This window comes from Psychroserpens sp. BH13MA-6, from assembly GCF_052983595.1.
Map to the genome: position 1 here is coordinate 330,540 of NZ_JBRJGE010000002.1, position 24,116 is coordinate 354,655.

The following is a 24,116-nucleotide window of genomic DNA, read 5'->3' on the forward strand; positions in this document are numbered from 1 at the left end:
TACATTTGCTGATAATCAAAACTTGTTTTTTCAATTGAGATTATGACTCAAAACCCTTTTACATCTTCAACATTTGAAAGCATTTGGTCAAAACATTTTAATCATAACAACGCGCTATTTGCTTTTGACTTTATACAACAAGTAACATTTTTCAAAGATGCTAGATCAGGAGTTTACATTAATACTGGTAAAAATTTAACAAAAGGAATCAGTTATGAATTGAATTATGATGCTGAAGATTACAAAGGGAAGACGTTTTTAATATATGACGTACCGACCTACTTTAATGTAAAGGATTTCAATCCGCCAAAACATACAGGTCTAAAACTCAAAAAAATTTTTCAATACCAAGGGTTTTTAATGGATATCTCAGAGTATGCCTCTCATGAAGATTATATTAATGCCCAGTTTAGTTCGAAGAATAGGAGAGAGTTTCGGTCTAATCAACGACGCTTAGAAACTTGTTTTGATGTTTCTTACGAGTTTATTCATGAGGCGATTTCCAAAGAAAAATTTGATAAGGTTTTCCAGCAGTTTCATGATTTATTAATTGACCGTTTTGATGAAAAACAAACCAATTACCATCATTTAAGTCCGCAAAAATGGAATTATTACCATGAGTTGGTGTTCGAAATGCTGAAAGAGAAAAAAGCGTCTCTGCTCATCATTAGTCAGTCAGATGTTCCAATTGGTATTACATTAAATTTTCATTCTGAAACGGTTCTCTTTGAGACGATTACAGTCTTTGACCCTGATTATTATAAGTTTAGTATTGGAAAAACATCCATCATCAAGCTTTTAGAATGGTGTTTCGATAACAATTATAGAATCTCTGATTTTTCAAAAGGTGATTTTGACTACAAACATAAGTGGGCGAATACAATTTATGATTTTAATTATCACGTGCTTTATGACTCAAAATCTTTAATAGCGTGCTTTAGGGCACATATTGTGATTGCTTATTATAAGTTAAAGTTGTTTTTGAGAAAAAAGCATGTCAATGAATTCTACAGAAAAATGAAATACCTATTGTCTGGACAAGATCATCAGCATACAAGTCATGACAAGGTTGATTTTGATGTGACCTACATAAAAGAATTTGATAAAACCCTTTACGAATCAATTGATTATAAGGCGTCTGCTGATTATTTTTCACCAATGTATGTTTACACGTTTTTATTTGCCAATCCTGAACCTATCTCGAAAATTAAGGTTTTTAAACATAAGGAACAGCACACTTATATTATTTCGGGTAGTAAAAAATCGCAGCAAATTACGTTTAAGCCTTAGGTTTAATTTCTAGCATGCGATCACATTTTGAAAATAATAACCCTGATTTGTAATTATTGAATTGATCTACAGTATTTGTCTCACCTTTTAACCATTCAATATAGATGGCTGCTGTGTTAATTCCTGCTTCATGTGAGAAAGGGTAACCGCCTCCAAATCTTGGATTTAGCTCTAATACATAAAGTTCGTCATTGGCCACAAAAATATCACAATCCAGACTTCCAATATGTTTAAGGTTTTCAGCAATTTGCTTGCCAATACGCTCAAACTTTTCATCAATAACCGACATGGCTTTGTCTGTTTCACCCGATCGCATATTTACTTTTTCTCTTACAAAAGTGCCATAATACCGACCTTCAAAATCATTGACGATATCCATTCCAAATTCTTTCCCATTCATTTTCTCTTGAATAAGAATCGCATTGTCAAAATCTTGCGCACTGGCTGTATTTAAAATGGAACGTTTCAATTTTAACTGTTGAAGTTTGAAGGCGAGTTCTAACTCCTCAAGTGTTTCAGGGAAATCAATCCCAATAGACGCGCTTCCCCAACGTGGTTTAACCACTAAAGGAAAACTAAGATGTCCTTCAGCTAAAGCTTGTTTTACGGCATGAATGGAGGTGAAGGTCTTCGGTGTCTTGAGTCCAATAGCATTAATAAAATGAAAGGTTGCCATCTTATCAAAGCCAATTTCAATAACTTTTTCACTGGAGATCAAGATTTGAGCACCAGTGGCTTCCAATGCTTTTTTATTTTTGGAAAGGATTGGTAATTCTAGGTCATTCAATGAAATAACCGCAGAAATACGATGTTCAATAATAATTTTCTTGAGTTCATCTATATAATTATCACTATAAATGCTCGGAACTAAGATGGCGACATCGGCATCCACCATTGCTGGTGCTGTGAGATTCATGTCTGCAGCAAAAATTTTTCCTTGACCAGCTATGGCTTCCTTAAAATAATTAATGAGATAGTTGCGTCGTCCTGCACAAGTAAAGAGAATATTTATCGCCATTATTGTTTTTGCTTTGGTTCAGTTCCCGTAAAATCTGGAACAATATCATTTTCAACACTATAAATGCCATCTTTTTTTAGCACTTTATAGAGGGTTAAAAATAGGATTTTTAAATCTAATCCTAAGGATACATTATGAACATACCAAACATCATATTCAAATTTTTGTTCCCAACTAATCGCATTTCTACCGTTTACCTGAGCCCAGCCAGTAATTCCCGGTTTTATAAGATGTCGTTGTTTTTGGAAGTCATTGTATCGTGGTAAATATCTTATTAATAAAGGTCGAGGTCCAATCAAACTCATATCGCCTTTAATAACATTTAATAATTGTGGGATTTCATCCAATGAATATTTCCTCACAAAAATACCAGCTTTAGTGAGTCGCTCTGAAGGTGGCAATAACGAGCCATTGGCATCGGTCTTGTCATTCATCGTTTTGAACTTGATGATTTTAAAGATGCGTTCATTTTTGCCTGGTCTTTCCTGATAAAAGAACGCTTTACCATGATTCTTGAAAAGCAGTACCAGCCAAGTCAAGGCAAAAACTGGAAACAATAACAGAAAGCCAATACTTGCGGCTAAAATATCCAAAAAACGTTTTATATAGTTTTTGTAGAGTCCCATTATTCTAAACTTTTATAGTTTTTCAATAATTCATTCCAAACATACTCCTGCTGATAGCGCTCTACAATTCGAGATCTGGTATGTGCGATCATAGCTAAACGTTTCTCAGGTTGCTCTATCATGAAAGTCATAGCGTTTACTAAAGCTTCAACACTTTTTACAGGAATAATTAATCCGTTCTTTTGATCTTCTATGATTTCATTACAGCCATTAATATTAGAGACGATACAAGGTAACTCCATACAGCTGGCTTGTAATACCACATTAGGAAAACCTTCTCTATAGCTAGGAAATGTTAGCACATCGGAAATGGCGACATAAGGTCTTATGTCTTTTTGCATACCAACAGCTAAAATTTGATTGTTAGATGTGATCCGTTTTTCTGTAATTGGCAACAACGGGTCTAAATGATTCTCTCTTGGTCCAACCAAAATAAGTTTTGTTTGTTTGTATCTTTCTGAAAGCGTATTAAAAGCGTCTACAAGCTCATTAATACCTTTATCTCTTACAATGCGACCTATAAAAATAAAAACGACATCAGTTTCCGAAATGCCTAAGGCTGTTTTTAAATCATGTCGCTTGTCTAAAGCGACTAAGTTTTTGTCGTAGTGTGAAGTATCAATGCCATTGGAGCTTCCTTTTCCTATAACTTTCAGTTTTGAGGCTTTGGTATAATTGTTTTCAATGATGATGTTTTCAAGTCCGAAGGAATTAGGTAAAATTTGTGTGGCACATGCATACGTAAAAGTTTCAACAGCATCCAATAGCTTTCTTTTAAAGCCAGTTGCTTCTAGCAACGGCAAGCCAGCAATGGTATGCAAGCGATGTGGTACTCTGGCAAGTTTGGCAGCCAGCATACCCACAGTTCCTGCTTTTGGTGTATGTGTATGAACAATAAAAGGTTGCTCTTTTTTGAAAAATTTATAGAGCTGATATGTCGCTTTTAAATCTTTTAAAGGTGTAATGGTTCGGGTCATTTCAACAACATGCGTCTGGATCCCTTCATTTTCTCTAACTTCTCTTAAAGCGTCACCTTCACTAGAAACACCAATCACTTCATAATGTGACTTCATAAAACGGTGTTGTCCTTTCAAGAGGGTTCTTAGAGAGGATGGAACAGTAGTGATACGAATGAGTTTTTTCATGACACTTCAAACATTAATAATCGCTTTGTTTCTCATTTGAAACAGCTCTATATAATTCCAAATGTTGTTGGTACACGGCATTGATATCAAAGATAGTTTTATTGTCGATATAAAGTTTTTCAGCTTTTGCCAACGCTTGTTGATAATCCGTTAATACAGAAATCATTTCCTTATGAAAGATATCACAATCAGCTACATAGGCATTCGTAGTATTGAAAAAGTCAGGAATACTTCCTACGGGTGTTGTGATGATGGGCAATTTGGTTGCTGACGCTTCTATCAGTGAAATAGGCAGTCCTTCCCAAAGTGATGGCATAATCATACAATGTGCATTCATTAGTTGTTGCTTGACATCTTTCTGGAATCCTAGAAGTTTTATGTGTTTCTCCAGATGATGTTTTGTAATTTGCTGTTCCAGTTGCAAACGCATATCACCTTCACCGGCAACAAGAATTTCAAAATGGTCATATCCTTGAGCCAATAACTTTGTGGCAAGCTCTGCTAATATTAGGGGGTTTTTTTGTTCTTCAATGCGACCCAAATACAAAAACTTAAACGTGTCGTTGACATGATACTGTCTTTCTTTGTCAAGCTTGAATTTATCAAAATCAACACCATTCGCGATAACCTTCGTGTTTCTTAAATACCATTTTGAAGCCCGACTGCTAAAGTTGATATCTGCTTTTCGGAAAGGTTTTGTCAAGTATAATACAATTCTTCTGTAAAATTCTTCAACTAGAATATTGTGTAAGGTAAAAACAATGGGTGTCTTTTTATAGAATAGGCTATAAGTTAGACCAACTATTAACGCATGAAACATATGACAATGCATGACAACATCATCATAGTCAGCTAATTTGCGTTTCAGCGTTTTGATGCCTTTGAAAAATTGTTTTGGTGAATTGATTCCGAGAAAGTGATATTCTAAATTATTTTCGGCAAACTTAAATTCTATTTGACGGTTATCGGTTATGGCAAAAATGATGGTTTTGATGGTGTCTTGCTGACTTTTTTTAGCCATCTCAAGAATCATATGTTCGGCACCACCACCACCTAAACCAATATTCACATGTACAATTGTCATAATGTCTTAGGAATTTGCAATTTCTAAAAATAAGGATTCATATTTCTTGATGATGATTTGTTCATCGAACTTATCCGTTATGGATTTACTTATTTGTTGATGATTCCATTGCTTTTCATAGAGCGCTTCTTTCAGTCGTTGTAAATAATCCGCTTCGCTCGTTGCAATAAATCCGTTGACACCATTTTGAATGATATCTTTGGTGCCACCTGGTGCTTCAAAAGCTACAACGGGTGTGCCAATGGCACAACTCTCCATTACGGCATTAGGAAAACCTTCAACATAAGATCCTTGAATAAACACATCACTTTCACTTAGAAACTTTGCCACCTCTTTGGTGTGTTCAATATACGTGACTCTGTCCTTAAATCCTAAGGCTTTAATTTGCGCCATAATAGCGTCATACTGATTTCCTTCACCAATGATGGTATAATGCCAATCGGTTTTAAGTTGTGCCAGTATATGCAATAACCGCTCATGACCTTTTTCTTTGCTTAACCGACCAATGGTTATGAGTTTTTTGGTTTCTGAAGGTAACTCGGAAGCTGATTTCACCTTGGCTTTTATGGTTAATGGATTGTTGATAATGACAATACGATCATTAGGAATGCCATGATCTTTATGCATGTATTCTGCCATTTGTTGCGACTGACAAACAATTTTCTTTAAATGTTTTCTATAGCCTCTAAAGAGCCAAACAAAGCCAGTAATATGTGTACTTCTGTTGTATAGTGACATGATACTATTTAAACTGGCTTCTCTACCAATAAACGCTGTTTTCCGAAGGAAAAAGGAGTAGAGCGCATGCAATTTGTTGACGTGTCCAATGGAACCCATCACAATATCTGGTTTGTGCTTTAAGAAATATAGAAACAACGGTCTTGCAACCAGTAAAAGACGGTCTTTGTTGAAGTAATGCACATTCGCATTTGATACATCAAAATCGGTAGGCTCTGGTTTCGCTATAACTAGAAGTGTACAATCAAACAAATCGGCGTTCATTTTTTGGGATAAAAACGACATAATTCTTTGAGCGCCTCCAGCGTTTAAGGCTGGTAGAACAAAGCATATTTTAATTTTTTTGTCAGGCATCTTAATGAAAGACTTTTCTTGATTGGTTTTGGATATCGATTTATTGCTTAGAGGGAGTTATTAAAAAATCGAGCTTCAAAAGTAAGTAAATTATGGTGAAAATTTGAAGCATCAATTAGTTATTGTAAATGCGTTTATACCATTTCTGAAAACAGAAATACGTCCATACTTTAAAGGTGTTATCTTTTTTGCCATCAACATGATTTTCCACTAATGTCGTTATTGTTGAAGGATTAAAAATACCTTGTGCATTTAAAAAAGAAGGTTCGATATAACTCAAAAGTTCCTTTTTTATACCTGCTCTCAGCCAATCACCAACTGGAACTCCAAAACCTTGTTTGGATTTCTCTAAAAAATCATCAGGAAAATCAGGTCGAAACGCTTCTTTCAAAATGTGTTTTTTACTCCAATTTTTAATAAGGTAATTTTCAGGTAAGCTCATGGTGAATTCAAAGAGTTCTCTATTTAAGAATGGCGCTCGACATTCCAAAGAATTCATCATACTCGTTCGATCCACTTTGACGAGCATGTCGCCTTCCAAGCTGATATGTCTATCGATGGTTCTAAAGTCGTTGAGTGTTTTTGGATGTGATATGTTCGTTACTTCCTTGTAATAATCAAAGACAGAATGCTGCTGAAAATCACTATTCAAGTACTGATTGAGATCATCATTTGGAAAGCCTAAAGAAATAATGCCCCAATAATAGCTGTCATCGTAACTAATGGTGTTGATGAGTTTATTGAGTTTGTATTTAATACCTCTATTATCATCCTTGCGTTTTAGTAAAGTATTGACAGCACTATCAATTTGCTTATGCAAGAGTTTAGGAACCACTTTGGTGTACCTATTATTCAGTTTCCCTACGTAATACTTGTTGTAACCACCGAATACTTCATCACCACCATCGCCTGTGAGAGCTACAGTGACATTGGATTTGGTTTTATGTGATACCAAATAGGTTGGGAGCGAGGAGGAGTCTGCAAATGGTTCATCGAAATTTAAGAGAATGTCGTCAATGTTGTTTGCTAAATCTGACTCATTGATGATAAATTCATGGTGATGACTATTAATTAATTTGGCGACCACACGAGATTTATCTGTTTCGTCATAAGTTGCTTTTTCAAAACCAATAGAGAAGGTGTCAATTTTTGCATCTGTCATTTCTGAAAGACAGAGGGACACGACTGAAGAATCGACACCACCTGAAAGGAAAGTTCCTAAGGCAACATCTGATATCGATCGACTTTCAACACTTTTAAAAACACGGTCTCTAACGCTCTTTTTAGCCTCGTTAAAAGACAACTTAGACTTAGGTGCTGAAATATTAGTGTCATGTATAGAATTGATGTTGAAACTTAAAGTTTCAAGATCATAAGTAATGAATTTGTTGGCTTCCAGTTTATGGATGTTATCATAAATAGTAAAAGGTGCTGGAATGTAAGTAAGTTTAAAAAAGAGGTTGAGTCCTTGTTTTGAGATGTTGGGCTTGTGATTTAATTGCGACATGATGGATTTTAATTCAGAAGCCCAATAGAAGCCTTGATCATTTTCAGTATAATACAAGGGTTTTTCTCCGAAATAGTCTCTAGCAATAAACAGTTTTTTGATATTCGCATCGTAGATACTGAATGCAAACATACCATCCAACTCCTTAAAAGCTTCAACTCCTTTTTGCTCATATAATTTAAGAATCACTTCCGTATCACTATGCGTATGAAAAGTCACTCCAGCGTTCAATAATTGCTCTTTTAGAGCCGGAAAATTGTAGATCTCACCATTAAACACAATGACAATAGACTTGTCTTCCGAGTATATGGGTTGCTGGCCAGAACTTAAGTCAATAATGGATAAGCGTCTCATAGCCATGCCAACACCCAAATTGGTGTCAGTTTCAGTAAAAATTCCAAATTCGTCCGGACCTCTGTGAATAATAAGGTCATTCATTTGAGTCAATGACGTCTTTAATTGATCTTTATCTGAAGAGACTTTATTTAATATGCCATTAATTCCGCACATACCTTCTAACTTTTTATTTAATACTTAGTCCTTTTCCTTGTGTGTTTAACCATTGTTTTAACACGATTAATTTCCAAATCAATGGATAACGGTTCCACGTGCCATCCATATGCTGTTGTATCATAAATTTGACTTGCTCTATGTTGATATTAGGAATGTTTTTTAAGCTTTCATCATCTAATTCACTTAACACATAGGCTTTCAAATCTTCCCTAAACCAAGTAGCAAAAGGAATGGCAAAACCAGCTTTTGGACGCTCAAAAATAGCTTTCGGAACATAATCATACAAGACGTCTTTTAAGATGCGCTTTTGGTTGCCAGCCTTCATTTTAAAGTCTGTAGGCAAAGATCTTGCGAATTCAACGATTCTATAATCCATTAATGGTGATCGGGCTTCCAATGAATAAGCCATTGTTGCACGATCAACCTTTGTGTTGATATCATAATTGAGATAGGTTTTGATGTCAAAATCAGAAACACGCTCGTATAGATTTTTGTAAGGGTGATCTAAATATTTAGTATCACTCAGTGTTTTGAAATTTTCAGGTTCTTTTACATAATCGGTATTAATTCCGGTCATGACATTCACATAGGCTAAATTCCTATTCTTGGCTTTTAAAGCCTTTGAAACAATATTCAATTTGTAGTTTGGAACCCAATTTAAAACGCCTGAAGCCAATGAACGTAATGGATAAGGTATATTGTATATTTTACTGTGTTTTGTCACCCAATTGTAGCGTTCATAGCCCAGAAAATTTTCGTCACCACCATCACCAGAAAGTGCTACTGTGACTTGCTCTTTTGTGTGTTTAGCCAACAACATGGATGGTATAGCTGATGAATCTGCGAATGGTTCATCATAAAAATGTGAGAAATTATCAATTAAATCGAGGCCTTCGTTATAATCACAATGAATCACATTATGGTCTGCTTGAAGGTGATCTGCGACTTGCTGGGCGTACGGACTTTCATCAAAACCTTCTTCATTGAATTTGACTGAAAATGTCTTAACCTTCGCATTTGAGCTTCTCGTTGCCATGGCTGCTACGACTGAAGAATCGATACCTCCAGACAAAAATACACCCACAGGTACATCCGCGAACAATCGTTTGGATACCGCATCCTGCAATAAGTCGTCGAGCTGCTCTTTGGCATTGCTATAGCTGCCTTTAAATTGGTGTTCGCCTTTATAATCGATATCCCAATAGCAGTTGATAGACATGTCGCCATTTTGGATATCAAAAGTAAAACAATGGCCTGCATGCAATTTTTTTACTTCATTAAATATTGAATAAGGGTCGGGAATATGTCCCCAAGTTAAATAATAACCTATGGCATCTTTCGAAATGGTGAGATGATCATTATGACGTTGGATGGATGATAATTGACTTGAAAACTCCAAGTGCTTGCCATTATGAGCATAATAAAAAGGTTTTTGACCCAAACGATCTCTTGCACCGAAAAGCGTCTGTTTTTTTTCATCATAAATAACAAAAGCAAACATCCCATTAAAATGATTGACACAATCGTCTCCATATTCCAAATAAGCCGCACATATCACTTCGGTATCACTGGATGTTTTAAAAGTATATCCCAAGGCCATTAATCGTTCCTTGATAGCCATGAAGTTGTATACTTCACCATTGAAAACAATATGAATGTGTTCATAGTAGGTAAATGGCTGATCAGAGCGTGGATCCAGATCTATAATGGCTAAGCGGTTGTGTCCGAAAGTTATTTGATGCTCATTTTTGCTGTATGTTTGCCAGCCCATCTTGTCAGGACCTCTGAAAGCAGTTCGTTTCAGTTTATCTTGAATTTGATCTTCTCTATAGGCTAATGTTGTTCCGTATATTCCGCACATAAACTGGCTCTTTAAACGTTAGATTTGGATTGATTTAAACAGGAATGATATATTTTTAAATGCTCTTGAAACACATGTTCAATATCGAATATAGAGGCAATGTCTTCATAAAGTTTTTCTGATTTTTCAAGTGCCATATCTTGATGTTTTATAACCTCAGCCATCGCTTCGTCGAAAGACTCCAACTCACTTAAGTATGCATTACTGTCATTGAGATAATCTGGAATACTCCCTACAGGTGTTGCTATAATGGGTGTTTTAGCCGCTGCAGCTTCAATAATTACCACGGGAAGTCCTTCCCAGAGTGAGGGAAGCACTAGACAATCGGCTTTTGCTAGAAATGGTTTGACATCGTTTTGAAATCCGTGAAGCTCAAAATAGGCTTCTAACTTATGGATTTTTATTTGGGTCTCAAGTTCATTTTTTAAAGGTCCGTCACCAACCACGTGAATCATAAAATGATCCATTTGTCTTTGAAGCAATTGTTGAGCTGCTTCAACCATTCTTAACGGACTTTTTTCCTGACTTAATCTGCCTAGAAATAGGAATTGAAAAACACCATTAGTTGTAATGGCTTCATTTTTATGGAAGTCAAAATCCTTAAAATTCACACCATTAGGAATACTAACGCTTTTGGATTTGTTGTACCACTTTTTACCTTTTTTACTAAAAATGATATCCACGTTGCGAAAAGGTTTGGTCAAGAACAACATCAATTTTTTGCCTTGACCTTCCACTTCATTAGAGTGCAAAGTAAATATCAAAGGTGTTTTTCTGGAGCTTAGTTTGTATAAGCTTCCAAATAATGCCGCATGATATAAGTGACAATGGATGACAACATCTTCATATTGATTAACAATAGCCTTGAAGTTTTTAAGCGCTGTTACTAAGGATGTATTCTTAAAAGACGTCACACCTAACAAGTGATACTCAATACCTTGTTGCTTGAATCGGTTTTCGAGCGTCACTAAGGTGCTCGATAAAGAAACTACAATCGTTTTATGTGTGGTCATGCTTTGTTTCGCGAGCTGAAAAACCATTTGTTCTGCGCCACCTCCACCTAAAGTACTTGTAATATGAATGATCGTCACGCTGTTGTATTTAAGAGTTCGGCTTCTTCGCTATCCTCATTTTCTTCTAAAACATCCGTATCCGAAATGTTCTCTGTGATACGAATGAATAACCATATAGAAATAAAGATGAGAAAAAAGTTATCGAAATAGTTATGAGTTGTCATCAATATAATAAGCAATGTCATTGCCAACATGGGTTTATATTCTTCATCTTTGTAAAGAGGCGTGCTTTTGAAAAGCATGAAAAGATAAATTCCAAGAAATATTAGAAAAGGAATAATTCCTGCTTCACCAATAACCATGAGATACGCATTATGAACACCTTGTTTATCTTCATCAATACCACTCAATTGTCTGTAACCATTCCCTAAAATAGGACGATCAAGAATGTCTTCATAATAACGCGACCAAGTTTTAGTTCTACTATCGTCCTGAATAACAGATATGCTGGATTTATTATTGTCGCTGAAAAGATTCTCCAAAGCGTTAAAGCGAACAGCATCTACCTTAAGTAAAGAACCCACGGTAAATATTACAATGAGGGCTCCAACACCTAAACCGAAATTTAATGAATTCTTTCGATCAGAAATCACGGAAATAATACTGACTAATAACCATAAAATGATAAAGGTTCTAGAAAATGTCAGCAATCCGGCAAAGGTTATCAGAAACTGACCTAAGAGCTTCAATTTATGAGGTTTGATTCTAAAACTTAAACAATAGGCAATAACGCAAACGAATCCGGCGCCATTAGGATCTAAGAAAAGTCCGCTATAGCGACCAAATCCACCTTGAAAAAAGATGGCATGAATGAGTATACTAGAAGCTCCTAACAGCAACAAAACAAATAGTTCTTTTTTAGAAGTATCACGAGCTAATTCGGCTCCACATATCACAACAACTACATATTTGATAAGGTCATTTCTGAAAAACATCGGGTCACCAGCGAGATAGACCAAGCCACTAATCACAAAGTAGAGTACTCCTAAGAAGAGGAACGGCAAGACAATCCCACGCTTTTTACTGAAAAAATAATATAAAATAAGCATGCCAATCATTAACAGGCTAAACGGACTACCAATGGCTTCATCGTAAGAGAAAAAACTTGGGATGCCCCAAAGTAGCAGAATGAGTGCCAAGTACTTTATAATTTTCATCGGACTTTTCTAATTAGACGTTTTGGCATGTATGCTAAAAACACTAGCATACAAGCCATCAGTTTTAGTGGTTTTAGCCGAAGCGATTTATCAGAATAAAACAACCAAGACTTCACATAATTAAACGCTTGAGTTCGATAATATTTGTATTTAAAAATGTCATTAGTCTTTACATCCTTTAACGCATAGTAGGCACTGTAGTAACCACCACGTGCAATTTGTTTTCTGGATTTTTTTGAAGTGATGAGACTATTAGGTGATACATGCGCCTTTAAAAATACTTTATTGACACATAGAAAATCATATTTTTTATTAATTCGATTCCAGGTCTGGCTTTCTTCAACATGAGATTCTGAATCAGCATAGAGTGGATGCGCCTTTAGAATGTCGGTACGCCAAGATGTCCATTTGTCGCCTACCAATTCTTTTTTCATATCTAACACACGCTCCTTAAAACTAACAATCCACTTGTCCTCTGGAAACACATCACCTTTAATCTGATCATCTTCATCCACCACAAGTGTCCAAACAGCCGCAATATTGTTTTTTGCCTGGTCAATTTCCTCCCAAATGGCTTTGATATCTTCTAGTGAGTTAGCGACAAATGTATCATCACTATCAGCAATAATGGTAATTTTGTCATGGCATTTCTCAAGACCAAAATTTACAGCTTTTGGTTTTCCTTGATTTTCTGAAAGACAGTAATAATCAATATCAAAATCAGAAGTTTCCTGTTTCCATGTTTCGATTAAGGATTGCGTATCATCGGTACTAGCATCATCTATAACGATCCAATTGAAACCCTTATAAGTCTGCTGACATAAGGATTCATAAACACGATGAATCAAGTGGGCTCTATTATATGTTGGTGTTAGGATGTTAAACATACTGCTTTTTGAGGTAGTAAATATAAATATATAAAATAACACTATTTACTATGGAAACTAAAGAGGTTGCCAAGGCTAAACCATAGACACCATAATGTTTAATCAAGATGTAATTAAGAATAATATTTAACACAAGACTGATTACTGAGGTAATCACCATGAAGTTATTTTTGTTAATGGAAGTCAAGAAATGGTTCATCATCAATCCTGTGATATAGGATGGAATTTGAAGTAGGTACATTTGCTGAATTTGAGACACGATTTCCGTATCTGAACTCGTGAATTGATTGCGTTCAAAAAATAAACTGATAATTTGTGGTGAAAAAATAAATAGTACCACCGTTAGAGCGCAACTAAAAATAACCAGTTGTTTTAACATCGACTGTAATTTCACAAAGGCTTGTGCCTTATCTTCGATGGCATTTTTAGAGAAATACGGTAACATAACGTTACCTACCGCTATGCCAACGATACCAATGGCGAAAGCGGGTATTTTTATCCCATAATTTAAAGCCGCGATAGAACCAATCACGAGTTGAGCTGAAAAGTACTGATCTACAAAAGGGTTGACACCAACTAATAAACTTGAGGATAGTTTGGCTGGTAATTGACCGAAAAGTGTTTTAACATCTGAAGACACAAAGTCAGGCTTGCTTATGTGAATGAGATTTCGTTGAATCGCAATTAACAGCACAAATAAAAATCCAAATATGCTTCCTAGGAGCGTTCCGACGGCGAGTACGATATCACCTAATGCTTCTTTGAAGAACAACAAACACACAATAATGGTTATAGGTGTGAAAATTGAACTTAGCGACGAAAATCGGAATTCGCCATCAATCGTAAGTAATCCATTAATAATGGATGAGAGTCCCCAGAATAGAATACAGGGAGCGACAAAATAAAATTGCTTCTTAATTAAAGCATAATAGTGCTCGGTATGCCCTTGAAAAAACACTTCTAGATACACATCTGTAAAAAGAAAGGCAATTAAGAAGAAGAGCATGGCAACTCCAATCGTAACCAGAAAACTAGTACTTTGAAATCTCCCAATCATCAGCTTGTTAAGCTTCAGGGTACTTACATAATTAGGAATAAAGACACTTTTAAAAGAACCCAGAAAAACATTGTAGATTAAACTAGGTACGAGTATGGCAATGTAAAATGTATCTAAGAGTTCTGAGAGTCCAAACCTATCGGCAATGACCATTTCTTTTCCAAAACCAAGACCTTTCACTAACAACGTCAATAAACCAACAGTAACAATATTTGTAACCGTTGCATTATTGAGATGTTTCTTAATGAATTTTAGTAATTTGGATTTGGGATTCAATAGCTACTATTTTATTAAAGATTATGTCTACCACTAGCGAAATTAAATTTTTTTTTAAATCTGTATTTACCAAAACAAATTGTTTAGATAAAGTGAGGATTAAAACGTATGAATGACCTTTTTAAGTCAGCTTTCTTTCATGTGTTCTGAAATTGACTACACCATTAACTATTGTTTTGTGTTTTCAATAATGTGTTAAGAATCATTTTGTCAGAGGCCACGTACTGTTGGTAATATTGATGATTCTGATGCATCATAGACTGCATCAAGTCTTTATTCTCAAATAATCGTACAATATTTTCTATAAGTTCTTCAGTATTACTAAAATCTAGAAAATTAGATGCTGTTTTAAATGAACCCGGTAATTCATACATCAGTGGTTCAGAAACAATCGCTCTCGAAGCAGCGACATATTCTGCAAATTTCCATCCGATGGAATCATGTAAGCCAGTTGTTGCTACACAGACATTATGATCTTTAATAGCTTGTAAAAAACTTTTCTTATTGGTAATGGAATGTGGCACTAGGACATCTTTGGCTACAACATTTGAGTAATCGTCTATTTGTATCCCACCAGTGAAATTTTTACCAAATTCTTTTTGACACGCTCTTACGAAAGCTATTCTATCCAAGTTGATCTTTGCTCTTTGGGATTTCAATTGTTCTGATGCTACATCATTTGGATTCCATAATCGACAAAGGAATAACACCTTGTTCGTAGCGTTGATTTGAGGTCCAAATTCGAAAGCAGAGGGTTTAAATACATTCTTTTTAATATGCTTTCGAATAAACGATTTTAATTGGTCTTTTAGAGGTAGTGGATAATTTCCTGAATAATCAAAAGAGTAATTGAGACCCAATGGGTATATGTGTTTATTACTACTAAAAGCTTTCAATAGCTTAGAATAGCTACGCTTAAAATAGAAGTCGGCATGAAAATGATTCTTAAAATACTCAAGATTTGCTTCTAGTGTTCCATCCATCCAGTTGAGCCCGTCTAAGGTGTCATAAATAAGCGTGTGTTTATTATTCACTACAACTTTAATAACAGGTTTAGAATCATTTAATACCACAGGTTTTGATTTTAAAGTGATAATGCCTTGTTGTTTCAACTTAGTAAATCCATCATAAATTTGGTACAAATGAGGTGACGGACTGAATTCTACTTCACAAGTAAATAAAGGTTGATTCATTGTTGCGCTAAATAGATGCGTTAATTTATAAACTTATAATTGAATATTGGGTTTTAATGTTTTAAAAAGTGTCTTTCACCATCTTTTTACTGATAATTACTAGGATTTTGTAAGAATTATAGGCAAAAGTGTTAATGTTTTAGTTGATAACGTCCATATTTTCTTTTCGATCGTATATGCAAGTAAATAAATCGTCGATGTGTCATTATTCTTAGATATAATACATATTGTAAGAATTTATTTACTTTAAATTGCATTAGAACGAATAATAAATACTTTAAACGTCTTTTTTGACAAATATTATATAGATTGACCCATAATTAATTACAAGCCCCAAATATTAATAGCAAATGAAGTCCCCAAATTCACTATGCCTACGTTTAGGCAGTACAAACTATTTTGTGAAGAGAATAGTTTTTGTATTCGTATTGACTGTTTTGTCCCTCAACTCATTTTCTCAAACCAAAGCATTTCCCTCAATAAAAGGTGCTGGTAGCTACGTTACTGGTGGAAGAGGCGGTATTGTTGTAAAGGTAACTAATCTGAACAATTCCGGACCTGGAAGTTTACGAGCTGCACTAATGATGACCGTTCCTCGAACGATTGTTTTTGAAGTCAGTGGTACCATCACATTGACATCTGCGATTGAACTAATACAAGAAAACTCAAACTTCACAGTTGCGGGTCAAACAGCACCTGAAGGCGGTATTACCATATCCAATCATTTGATTCAAATGGGTGGCGGTTACAACAGGCCTTCACAACCGTGTAATAATGTGATTTGGCGTTATGTAAGATTTAGAAATGGTCGATACAACGGTCAGCCCGACGTAAGAGAGCATAACGGAATTATTTCGACTGGATGTGACGGACTTGTTTTTGATCATTGTAGTTTTAGTTTTTGTGACGACCAAGCCATTTCTATGGGAGGTGATTGGGGTGCATTAAGAGATATTACGATTCAAAATTGTGTGTTTTCTGAAAACGCTACAGCCGTAATTGTTGGGTTAAACAGTAACTATCCAACAGGTGATATGACCTCTATTAATAATTTATATGTGGATCAAGGACATAGAACACCGAATGCAGGAGGTACATTGCAATATGACATTATCAACAATGTCTACTTTAATTGGGGATCGCGACTTACTAATGCCAATGCAGGAAGCCCAGAAATTAATTTTATAGGAAACTACCTAAAACCAGGGGACTTTACTTTAAACGGTAGTGCTAATAAGGTTCAGAATATCACGGGAAACATTTATACAGCAAATAATTATCATTCAACATATTACACGACACCTCAAGTTGATGATCGTAATTTATGGCAAAATTTTTATACTAATGCTTGGTTATCAGACAGTCACTTTTCTTCTACCATGCATCCACTACTTGAAAACCCTACCATTACAACGGCACAACAAGCTTACACTGATGTTTTATCAGATGTAGGTGCTAATAAATTTTTAAATCCAGATGGTTCTTATGGGAATTATCAAGATAGCTTTGATGTTTTGAAGATTGGTAATGTTCAAAACAATATCAGTAGTGATCCGTTTAATAAGAATTGGACACTCCCAACTTTGCCTAATAATTCAAGACCTAGCAACTATGATTCTGATAATGATGGAATGGCCGATCTTTGGGAACTCAATACGTTTAATAGTCTTTCTAACGATGGAACGGTTGACACCGACGGAAATGGCTATCCTGATTTAGAAGATTTTTTGAATGGTGTTGATATCGCTTCAACTTCAGGTAGTCAAGTTTCCATTTCTGCGGATACTACAATTATTTGTGAAGGTCAGTCAGTAACTTTAACGGCTTCTGGCGCTGATTCCTATGATTGGAGCCCCAATTCAGAAACGACAAGTAGTATTTCGGTATCTCCAACTGTGACTACAACCTATACGGTGACAGGAACTCACTCTGATGGAAGTACAACTCAGGATACGGTGACCATCACAGTTAATGAATTACCTATTGCAAATGCTGGTGAAGATGTTGAAACATGTATTGGAACTTCAGTGACATTAACAGCATCGGGAGGAACTTCTTATCAATGGAATACAGGAGAAACTTCTGCATCTATAACAGTGAATCCAACTCAAACGACTACATATTCTGTTGAGGTAACACAAAATGGATGTGTAAGTACAGATGCTGTTTTGGTAACTGTTAATGATTTACCAATAGTAGACGCTGGAGAAGATCAAACTATTTTTATAGGTGAAAGTGTGACGCTTACCGCAACTGGTGCAGATACATATTTGTGGAGTACTGGTGAAACTACACAAACCATTTCAGTTAACCCAATTTTAGATACGTCTTATTCTGTCACAGGTACTACCAATAATTGTCAATCTTCTGATACCGTTACCGTTTTTTTGGTAGATGACAGTGTCGTTGCCAATGCTGGAGACGATACTGGGATTTGTAACGGAGAAAGCGTTATACTTACAGCATCTGGAGGATCAACTTATTTATGGAGTACTGGAGAAACAACACAGAATATTGAGGTCTCTCCAACAGAGACCACGACGTATACAGTAACCGCTTTTAGTGTTTCTGGTAATAATCAAGATCAAGATAGTGTCACCGTAACGGTGAATGCTATTCCACAAGCAGATGCAGGAACAGATGTTAGTATTTGTGCCGGTGAGAGTACCGTTTTGACAGCTACTGGTGGATCGACGTACTTGTGGAGTAACGGTGAAACGTCACAATCTATTTCAGTAAGTCCATTAACTACTACAAATTATACTGTTGAGGTATCCGAAAACAACTGTTCATCTATAGCTACAGTGGTCGTTTCGGTCAACGCCTTACCAAACACTAATGCAGGCCAAGATGTGACCATCACCGAAGGAGCATCAACCACATTAACTGCGACAGGTGCAGATACTTACTTATGGAGTACAGGAGAGACCACTGCAAGTATTACGGTGAGTCCAGCAGGAACAACCACATACAATGTTACAGGGTTCTCGAATGGCTGCGAAACTTCAGATGATGTGACAGTCACGGTAAACACAGAGAACGTCACTGCAGATGCAGGAACAGATGTTAGTATTTGTGCTGGTGAGAGTACCATTTTGACAGCTTCAGGAGGCGCAAGTTACCAGTGGAGTACAGGAGACACAACACCGAGTATTTCGGTAGCACCTTCAGTAACGACTACTTACACAGTAACAGTCTTTAATACCAATCAAACCGCATCAGACCAAGCAAGTGTTACGGTCACGGTAAATGCCCTTCCTAATACAGATGCAGGTCAAGATGTGACCATCACCGAAGGAGTATCAACCACATTAACTGCGACAGGTGCAGATACCTACTTATGGAGTACAGGAGAGACCACTGCAAGTATTACGGTGAGTCCAGCAGGAACAACCACATACAGTGTTACAGGGTTTTCGAATGGCTGCGAAACTTCAGATGATGTGACAGTCACGGTAAACACAGAGAATGTCACCGCAGATGCAGGAACAGATGTTAGTATTTGTGCTGGCGAGAGTACTGTTTTGACAGCTTCAGGAGGTGCAAGCTACCAGTGGAGTACAGGAGACACCACTCCGAGTATTTCGGTAGCACCTTCAGTAACGACTACTTACACAGTAACAGTTTTTAATACGAATCAAACCGCATCAGACCAAGCAAGTGTTACGGTCACGGTAAATGCCCTTCCTAATACAGATGCAGGCCAAGATGTGACCATCACCGAAGGAGCATCAACCACATTAACTGCGACAGGTGCAGATACTTACTTATGGAGTACAGGAGAGACCACTGCAAGTATTACGGTGAGTCCAGCAGGAACAACCACATACAGTGTTACAGGGTTCTCAAATGGTTGCGAATCTTCAGATGATGTGACAGTCACGGTAAACACAGAGAACGTCACCGCAGATGCAGGAACAGATGTTAGTATTTGTGCTGGCGAGAGTACTGTTTTGACAGCTTCAGGAGGCGCAAGCTACCAATGGAGTACAGGAGAGACCACTCCGAGTATTTCGGTAGCACCTTCAGTAACGACTACTTACACAGTAACAGTTTTTAATACGAATCAAACCGCATCAGACCAAGCAAGTGTTACGGTCACGGTAAATGCCCTTCCTAATACAGATGCAGGCCAAGATGTAACCATCACCGAAGGAACATCCACCACATTAACTGCGACAGGTGCAGATACTTACTTATGGAGTACAGGAGAGACCACTGCAAGTATTACGGTGAGTCCAACAGGAACAACTACATACAGTGTTACAGGATTCTCGAATAGCTGCGAATCTTCAGATGATGTGACAGTCACGGTAAACACAGAGAACGTCACCGCAGATGCAGGAACAGATGTTAGTATTTGTGCTGGTGAGAGTACTGTTTTGACAGCTTCAGGAGGCGCAAGTTACCAGTGGAGTACAGGAGAGACCACTCCGAGTATTTCAGTAGCACCTTCAGTAACGACTACTTATACCGTAACAGTCTTTAATACGAATCAAACCGCATCAGACCAAGCAAGTGTTACGGTCACGGTAAATGCCCTTCCTAATACAGATGCAGGCCAAGATGTGACCATCACCGAAGGAGCATCAACCACATTAACTGCGACAGGTGCAGATACCTACTTATGGAGTACAGGAGAGACTACTGCAAGTATTACGGTGAGTCCAACAGGAACAACAACATACAGTGTTACTGGGTTCTCGAATGGCTGTGAGTCTACAGACACTATTTTGGTAACTGTTGAGCCGTTCGAATTTACGGTAAGTGCCGGAGGAGATGTAGCTATTTGTCAAGGTTACGAGACAACTTTAACAGCGACCGAGGGTGATGCCTATTTATGGAGTACTGGCGAAACAACTCAAAGTATCACTGTGTCACCTTCTAATACACAGACATACACTGTGACTGTTTTTCTTGATGAATATCAAGCAGAGGCAGATGTGACCGTTGGAGTTAATCCAAATCCAAATGTTGTCATTATGAATGGAGATGAAGTCATGATTCTTGAAGGAGAATTTGTAACGCTTTCGGCTTCAGGTGCCAATTCATATGTATGGAACAATGGTGCGACACAGCCTAATATTGCCGTTAGTCCGATGACAACCACCGTTTATGAAGTTACAGGTTTTATCAATAACTGTGAAGACACCAAATCGATAGTAGTTAATGTTGTTGAAACGGTACAAGCAGATGCTGGAGACGACATGACAATTTGTAGCGATGAAACTATTACATTAACCGCCAATGGTGGCGAAGCGTATTTATGGAGTACTGGAGAAACTACTCAAAGCATTGAAGTATCGCCAAACGAGGACACCGAATATTCAGTGTTGGTTTATAATGCATTAGATAGCGATGAAGACACAGTGATGGTTTATGTAGAGAACTGTAGTATTGTTGAATTACCTGAAGAATCGCAAGCCTTTGAATTTATCGTTTATCAAGATCCGTTGAACGACTTAATTAAAGTAAAGATTAATGGATTAAATAATGTTAATGCAAGAGGAATCTCCATTTATGACTTGAATGGACGACAAATTTATACGGAGATGTTTAGTCCTTCCGAAGTGCAAACGCAATCACAAATGACTAGAACTATTAATGCTAGTGCTTATGCAAGAGGTGTTTATATGGTTCAACTCATTTATGATGACACTAAAATTACCAAGAAAATACCTATCCGATGAATGCCCAATAAAACAATTTGAGTTTAAAAACCATTGCATATGCAATGGTTTTTTATTTGAACATAAAGGATTGAATAGTCGCTGTAGAATCACAATTTAAAACACGAAGCTCGACGGGTTTGTCATGAAGCTCGTTTTCGATGAGGTACGTTTTGCAACCCTCAGATTTTGTATCGCTTTCAGCAAAGTTGACATCTCCTGTTTTAATTAAGTTGGAAATGACAAGCGTATCCAAATTGTATGAAGCCATGGAAGCCTGAGCAGCTTCTGAATAAAAATGCTTTTTAATAGAAATATTCTTAATCGTTCTGGCGTTTGGTCCATAGGAGCAAGACGTTTTTTTTCCACCCAGGAAAAAAGCGAGTAAAACAAGGCCAATAGAGAATCCTCCTAAATAATAGCCAACGCGGTGTATCAATTTCATTTGTGTTGTTTTAGCTAGAAAATTAACAAATTGACATCGCTAAAGTCAAGATCAAACCAATCGGCTACCGATTTATTTGTTAAAATTCCGTGGTAAAAGTACAACCCATTTTTCAATCCGCGATCAAATCGGATAGCATTTTCTATTCCGCCATCTTCAGCAATCTTTAATAGGTAAGGCGTAAAAATATTACTTATGGAAACTGAAGCAGAACGCGAATACCTAGCAGGTATATTTGGCACACAATAGTGAACAACACCATTATATTCAAAAGTTGGTTTATCATGATTGGTGACTTCGCTCGTTTCAAAACAACCACCCATATCAATGCTAACATCAATAACAACGGCACCTGTTTTCATGGTATTCACCATAGCTTCAGTCACGACAATAGGTGATCTGTTTTTTCCACGTACAGCGCCAATGGCAACATCACATCGTTTTAAGGCTTTAATAAGGTTTTTTGGTTGAAGGGTTGATGTGTATAAAGTGCGGCCTAAGTTAGATTGAACACATCTTAATTTGGTGATTGAATTATCAAAAATCTTAACGTTAGCACCTAATCCGAGAGCAGATCGCGCAGCAAATTCACCAACAGTTCCAGCACCAATGATGACCACTTCGGTAGGAGGAACACCACTAATGTTTCCAAACATCAAACCATTGCCATTATTGACATTAGACAGCAATTCTGAAGCAATCAAAATAGAGGCAGTTCCGGCGATTTCGCTTAGAGATCGTACGGCAGGATAAGCACCATCATCATCTTTAATAAACTCAAAAGCTAAGGCAGTTACACGTTTTGAAGCTAAGGCTTCGAAGTATTTTTTACTTTGAGTCTTGAGTTGTAATGCTGAAATAAGCAAGGTTTGTGGATTAATTTGTTTGATTTCATCCAATGAAGGTGGTTCAACCTTCAAAATAATAGGGCAGGAGAACACTTTTGATGTGTCTTTAGTAATTTCGGCACCTGCTTCACTATAGGTTTTGTCTTTGAAGTTAGCACCTTCACCAGCACCTGATTCAATCATGACACGGTGTCCATTAGAGACTAAGGCAGATACAGCGTCAGGTGTTAAACAGACTCGTTTTTCTTGAAAATGGGTTTCCTTGGGAATGCCAATAAATAAATCCCCTTTTTTTTTGAAGATTTCAAGAGTTTCTTCTTGAGGTAATAATTGTGCTTTAGTAAAAGGCGATAGCGATTTGCTCATGTATGTAAAATTGGAAATTCAAATTACAAATAAAAATTCATTTTTTACAAAATTAGTTTTTATAACTATATTAGAGATAATTTTCTATATTGTTCGTATGTTAAAACAAATTACTTACAAAGATATTTTTATTGTCGTACTAATTCTGGTACTGACGTTTGGGTATTTTTTAGATATTGTTGAGGAAAATAGAATTGAAGTCGATTTTTATTTGTTCAAAATCGGGAGTTTTGGTTTTCAAGACGTAGCAAGTTTCTTTTACTTTTTGAAAATGAAACTTTTAATTTTATTCTTTAGTTTAATTTGGTATTTTACATGTAAGAATTGGTGGAAAATTTCTATACTTATTATTGCTTCAATTGAGATTTTTAAAATTGCTAATGTTTTAGGAAATACAACAAGGCAGGTTGATGAAGTAGAGTTTTTAACAAGTCTCCCTATTACAATACCATTAATTTTTTTAATTTCTTTTTTTTTACGCAGACTCTATTTATATAGTTTATCATTAAAAATTGGTAAAAATCTAGATCGAGAAATTGATGCGGTGTTCTTCGAATTAGAGAATAATAAATATAATCGTCTTGACGAGTTGAAAAATAGAGTTTCAAATCTCAAGAAAAACACTGATAAAGAAGATGAATATTTAAGAGAGTTAATAAAAATAAGAGATGATTTTTACAAAATATAGGTTATGAAAAAAAGGGCACATATTAATTTTTATAAATATCTCCGATATGAGATTATAATTGTAATACTTATTTTGATCTTACCTTTTATTTTCTACACTTATTTATTCGTGCCTGAGTCAAAGGTTTGGGAAAATAAATTGTTTAGTTTTGATTCTGGCCAATTTGATAATGCGAATTATATGTTTTGGTTCATGAATTTAAAAATCTTTACTCTTTCAATACTTACAATTTGGTATTTAACTTGCAAGCACTTTTGGCGGTTTATATTAATAGTTCCAATTCACTTGGAGATTTATAAGCTAATTTCATTATTTAAAGTG

17 protein-coding genes are annotated in these 24,116 nt (G+C 36.2%); 3 read left to right on the forward strand and 14 right to left on the reverse strand.

Translation table 11 applies throughout. The features are described from left to right. Nucleotides 1-42 precede the first annotated feature (42 nt). A complete protein-coding gene (locus tag ACU8DI_RS06035; protein WP_447111857.1) occupies nucleotides 43-1,290 on the forward strand; it encodes a GNAT family N-acetyltransferase in 1,248 nt (415 codons plus the stop codon). On the opposite strand, the gene ACU8DI_RS06040 is transcribed toward ACU8DI_RS06035, so the two are convergent. The 12 genes from ACU8DI_RS06040 to ACU8DI_RS06095 all read right to left on the reverse strand — a co-directional run bounded on the left by ACU8DI_RS06040 (nucleotide 1,280) and on the right by ACU8DI_RS06095 (nucleotide 15,779). Then, complete coding sequence (locus tag ACU8DI_RS06040; protein ID WP_447111858.1) at nucleotides 1,280-2,308, reverse strand: ATP-grasp domain-containing protein; 1,029 nt, start codon at nucleotides 2,306-2,308, stop codon at nucleotides 1,280-1,282. The genes ACU8DI_RS06035 and ACU8DI_RS06040 overlap by 11 nt on opposite strands. Further along, entirely contained in the window at nucleotides 2,308-2,934 is a 627-nt protein-coding gene (locus ACU8DI_RS06045) for a sugar transferase (RefSeq protein WP_447111859.1), read from the reverse strand. The genes ACU8DI_RS06040 and ACU8DI_RS06045 overlap by 1 nt, the downstream gene beginning before the upstream one ends. After that, on the reverse strand, nucleotides 2,934-4,079 hold the full coding sequence (locus tag ACU8DI_RS06050; protein WP_447111860.1) for a glycosyltransferase family 4 protein: 1,146 nt from the start codon (nucleotides 4,077-4,079) through the stop codon (nucleotides 2,934-2,936). Before ACU8DI_RS06050 ends, ACU8DI_RS06045 begins: the two co-directional genes overlap by 1 nt. A 13-nt stretch (nucleotides 4,080-4,092) precedes the next feature. Continuing rightward, nucleotides 4,093-5,163 (reverse strand): glycosyltransferase family 4 protein, encoded by a 1,071-nt coding sequence (locus ACU8DI_RS06055; protein ID WP_447111861.1) that lies wholly within the window; start codon nucleotides 5,161-5,163, stop codon nucleotides 4,093-4,095. 6 nt (nucleotides 5,164-5,169) lie between these two features. Beyond that, nucleotides 5,170-6,255, reverse strand: coding sequence for a glycosyltransferase (locus ACU8DI_RS06060; RefSeq protein WP_447111862.1), 1,086 nt, complete (start codon nucleotides 6,253-6,255; stop codon nucleotides 5,170-5,172). 115 nt (nucleotides 6,256-6,370) lie between these two features. Next, a complete protein-coding gene (gene asnB / locus ACU8DI_RS06065; protein WP_447111863.1) occupies nucleotides 6,371-8,272 on the reverse strand; it encodes an asparagine synthase (glutamine-hydrolyzing) in 1,902 nt (633 codons plus the stop codon). A 13-nt stretch (nucleotides 8,273-8,285) separates the two neighbouring features. Then, a complete protein-coding gene (asnB, locus tag ACU8DI_RS06070) occupies nucleotides 8,286-10,136 on the reverse strand; it encodes an asparagine synthase (glutamine-hydrolyzing) (protein WP_447111864.1) in 1,851 nt (616 codons plus the stop codon). Between the two features lie 11 nt (nucleotides 10,137-10,147). Beyond that, nucleotides 10,148-11,227 carry a glycosyltransferase gene (locus ACU8DI_RS06075; RefSeq protein ID WP_447111865.1) on the reverse strand — a complete coding sequence of 360 codons (1,080 nt, stop codon included), beginning with the start codon at nucleotides 11,225-11,227 and terminating at the stop codon, nucleotides 10,148-10,150. Continuing rightward, a complete protein-coding gene (locus tag ACU8DI_RS06080; RefSeq protein WP_447111866.1) occupies nucleotides 11,224-12,366 on the reverse strand; it encodes an O-antigen ligase family protein in 1,143 nt (380 codons plus the stop codon). The genes ACU8DI_RS06075 and ACU8DI_RS06080 overlap by 4 nt, the downstream gene beginning before the upstream one ends. Continuing rightward, nucleotides 12,363-13,253 (reverse strand): glycosyltransferase family 2 protein, encoded by an 891-nt coding sequence (locus tag ACU8DI_RS06085; protein ID WP_447111867.1) that lies wholly within the window; start codon nucleotides 13,251-13,253, stop codon nucleotides 12,363-12,365. Before ACU8DI_RS06085 ends, ACU8DI_RS06080 begins: the two co-directional genes overlap by 4 nt. Then, on the reverse strand, nucleotides 13,246-14,586 hold the full coding sequence (gene murJ, locus ACU8DI_RS06090; RefSeq protein ID WP_447111868.1) for a murein biosynthesis integral membrane protein MurJ: 1,341 nt from the start codon (nucleotides 14,584-14,586) through the stop codon (nucleotides 13,246-13,248). Before murJ ends, ACU8DI_RS06085 begins: the two co-directional genes overlap by 8 nt. Nucleotides 14,587-14,750: 164 nt before the next feature. Further along, nucleotides 14,751-15,779: a hypothetical protein gene (locus ACU8DI_RS06095; RefSeq protein ID WP_447111869.1), complete on the reverse strand. Its 1,029-nt coding sequence runs from the start codon at nucleotides 15,777-15,779 to the stop codon at nucleotides 14,751-14,753. A 401-nt stretch (nucleotides 15,780-16,180) separates the two neighbouring features. Here ACU8DI_RS06095 and ACU8DI_RS06100 point away from each other — a divergent pair, with 401 nt between their 5' ends. After that, on the forward strand, nucleotides 16,181-21,469 hold the full coding sequence (locus ACU8DI_RS06100; protein ID WP_447111870.1) for a T9SS type A sorting domain-containing protein: 5,289 nt from the start codon (nucleotides 16,181-16,183) through the stop codon (nucleotides 21,467-21,469). A gap of 52 nt (nucleotides 21,470-21,521) precedes the next feature. Here ACU8DI_RS06100 and ACU8DI_RS06105 read toward each other — a convergent pair whose 3' ends face one another. Both ACU8DI_RS06105 and ACU8DI_RS06110 read right to left on the reverse strand, forming a co-directional pair. After that, on the reverse strand, nucleotides 21,522-21,893 hold the full coding sequence (locus ACU8DI_RS06105; protein WP_447111871.1) for a hypothetical protein: 372 nt from the start codon (nucleotides 21,891-21,893) through the stop codon (nucleotides 21,522-21,524). 14 nt (nucleotides 21,894-21,907) lie between these two features. Next, on the reverse strand, nucleotides 21,908-23,107 hold the full coding sequence (locus ACU8DI_RS06110; protein ID WP_447111872.1) for an alanine dehydrogenase: 1,200 nt from the start codon (nucleotides 23,105-23,107) through the stop codon (nucleotides 21,908-21,910). A 10-nt stretch (nucleotides 23,108-23,117) separates the two neighbouring features. On the opposite strand from ACU8DI_RS06110, the gene ACU8DI_RS06115 reads away from it, so the two are divergent. Then, nucleotides 23,118-23,795, forward strand: coding sequence for a hypothetical protein (locus ACU8DI_RS06115; RefSeq protein WP_447111873.1), 678 nt, complete (start codon nucleotides 23,118-23,120; stop codon nucleotides 23,793-23,795). Nucleotides 23,796-24,116: the final 321 nt, after the last annotated feature.

What these genes read in the sequence shown, in the direction of transcription:
- ACU8DI_RS06035 (WP_447111857.1), top strand. Translation starts at nt 43, where the DNA reads ATGACTCAAAACCCTTTTACATCTTCAACATTTGAAAGCATTTGGTCA.
- ACU8DI_RS06040 (WP_447111858.1), bottom strand. Translation starts at nt 2,308, where the DNA reads ATGGCGATAAATATTCTCTTTACTTGTGCAGGACGACGCAACTATCTC.
- ACU8DI_RS06045 (WP_447111859.1), bottom strand. Translation starts at nt 2,934, where the DNA reads ATGGGACTCTACAAAAACTATATAAAACGTTTTTTGGATATTTTAGCC.
- ACU8DI_RS06050 (WP_447111860.1), bottom strand. Translation starts at nt 4,079, where the DNA reads ATGAAAAAACTCATTCGTATCACTACTGTTCCATCCTCTCTAAGAACC.
- ACU8DI_RS06055 (WP_447111861.1), bottom strand. Translation starts at nt 5,163, where the DNA reads ATGACAATTGTACATGTGAATATTGGTTTAGGTGGTGGTGGTGCCGAA.
- ACU8DI_RS06060 (WP_447111862.1), bottom strand. Translation starts at nt 6,255, where the DNA reads ATGCCTGACAAAAAAATTAAAATATGCTTTGTTCTACCAGCCTTAAAC.
- asnB (WP_447111863.1), bottom strand. Translation starts at nt 8,272, where the DNA reads ATGTGCGGAATTAATGGCATATTAAATAAAGTCTCTTCAGATAAAGAT.
- asnB (WP_447111864.1), bottom strand. Translation starts at nt 10,136, where the DNA reads ATGTGCGGAATATACGGAACAACATTAGCCTATAGAGAAGATCAAATT.
- ACU8DI_RS06080 (WP_447111866.1), bottom strand. Translation starts at nt 12,366, where the DNA reads ATGAAAATTATAAAGTACTTGGCACTCATTCTGCTACTTTGGGGCATC.
- ACU8DI_RS06085 (WP_447111867.1), bottom strand. Translation starts at nt 13,253, where the DNA reads ATGTTTAACATCCTAACACCAACATATAATAGAGCCCACTTGATTCAT.
- ACU8DI_RS06095 (WP_447111869.1), bottom strand. Translation starts at nt 15,779, where the DNA reads ATGAATCAACCTTTATTTACTTGTGAAGTAGAATTCAGTCCGTCACCT.
- ACU8DI_RS06105 (WP_447111871.1), bottom strand. Translation starts at nt 21,893, where the DNA reads ATGAAATTGATACACCGCGTTGGCTATTATTTAGGAGGATTCTCTATT.
- ACU8DI_RS06110 (WP_447111872.1), bottom strand. Translation starts at nt 23,107, where the DNA reads ATGAGCAAATCGCTATCGCCTTTTACTAAAGCACAATTATTACCTCAA.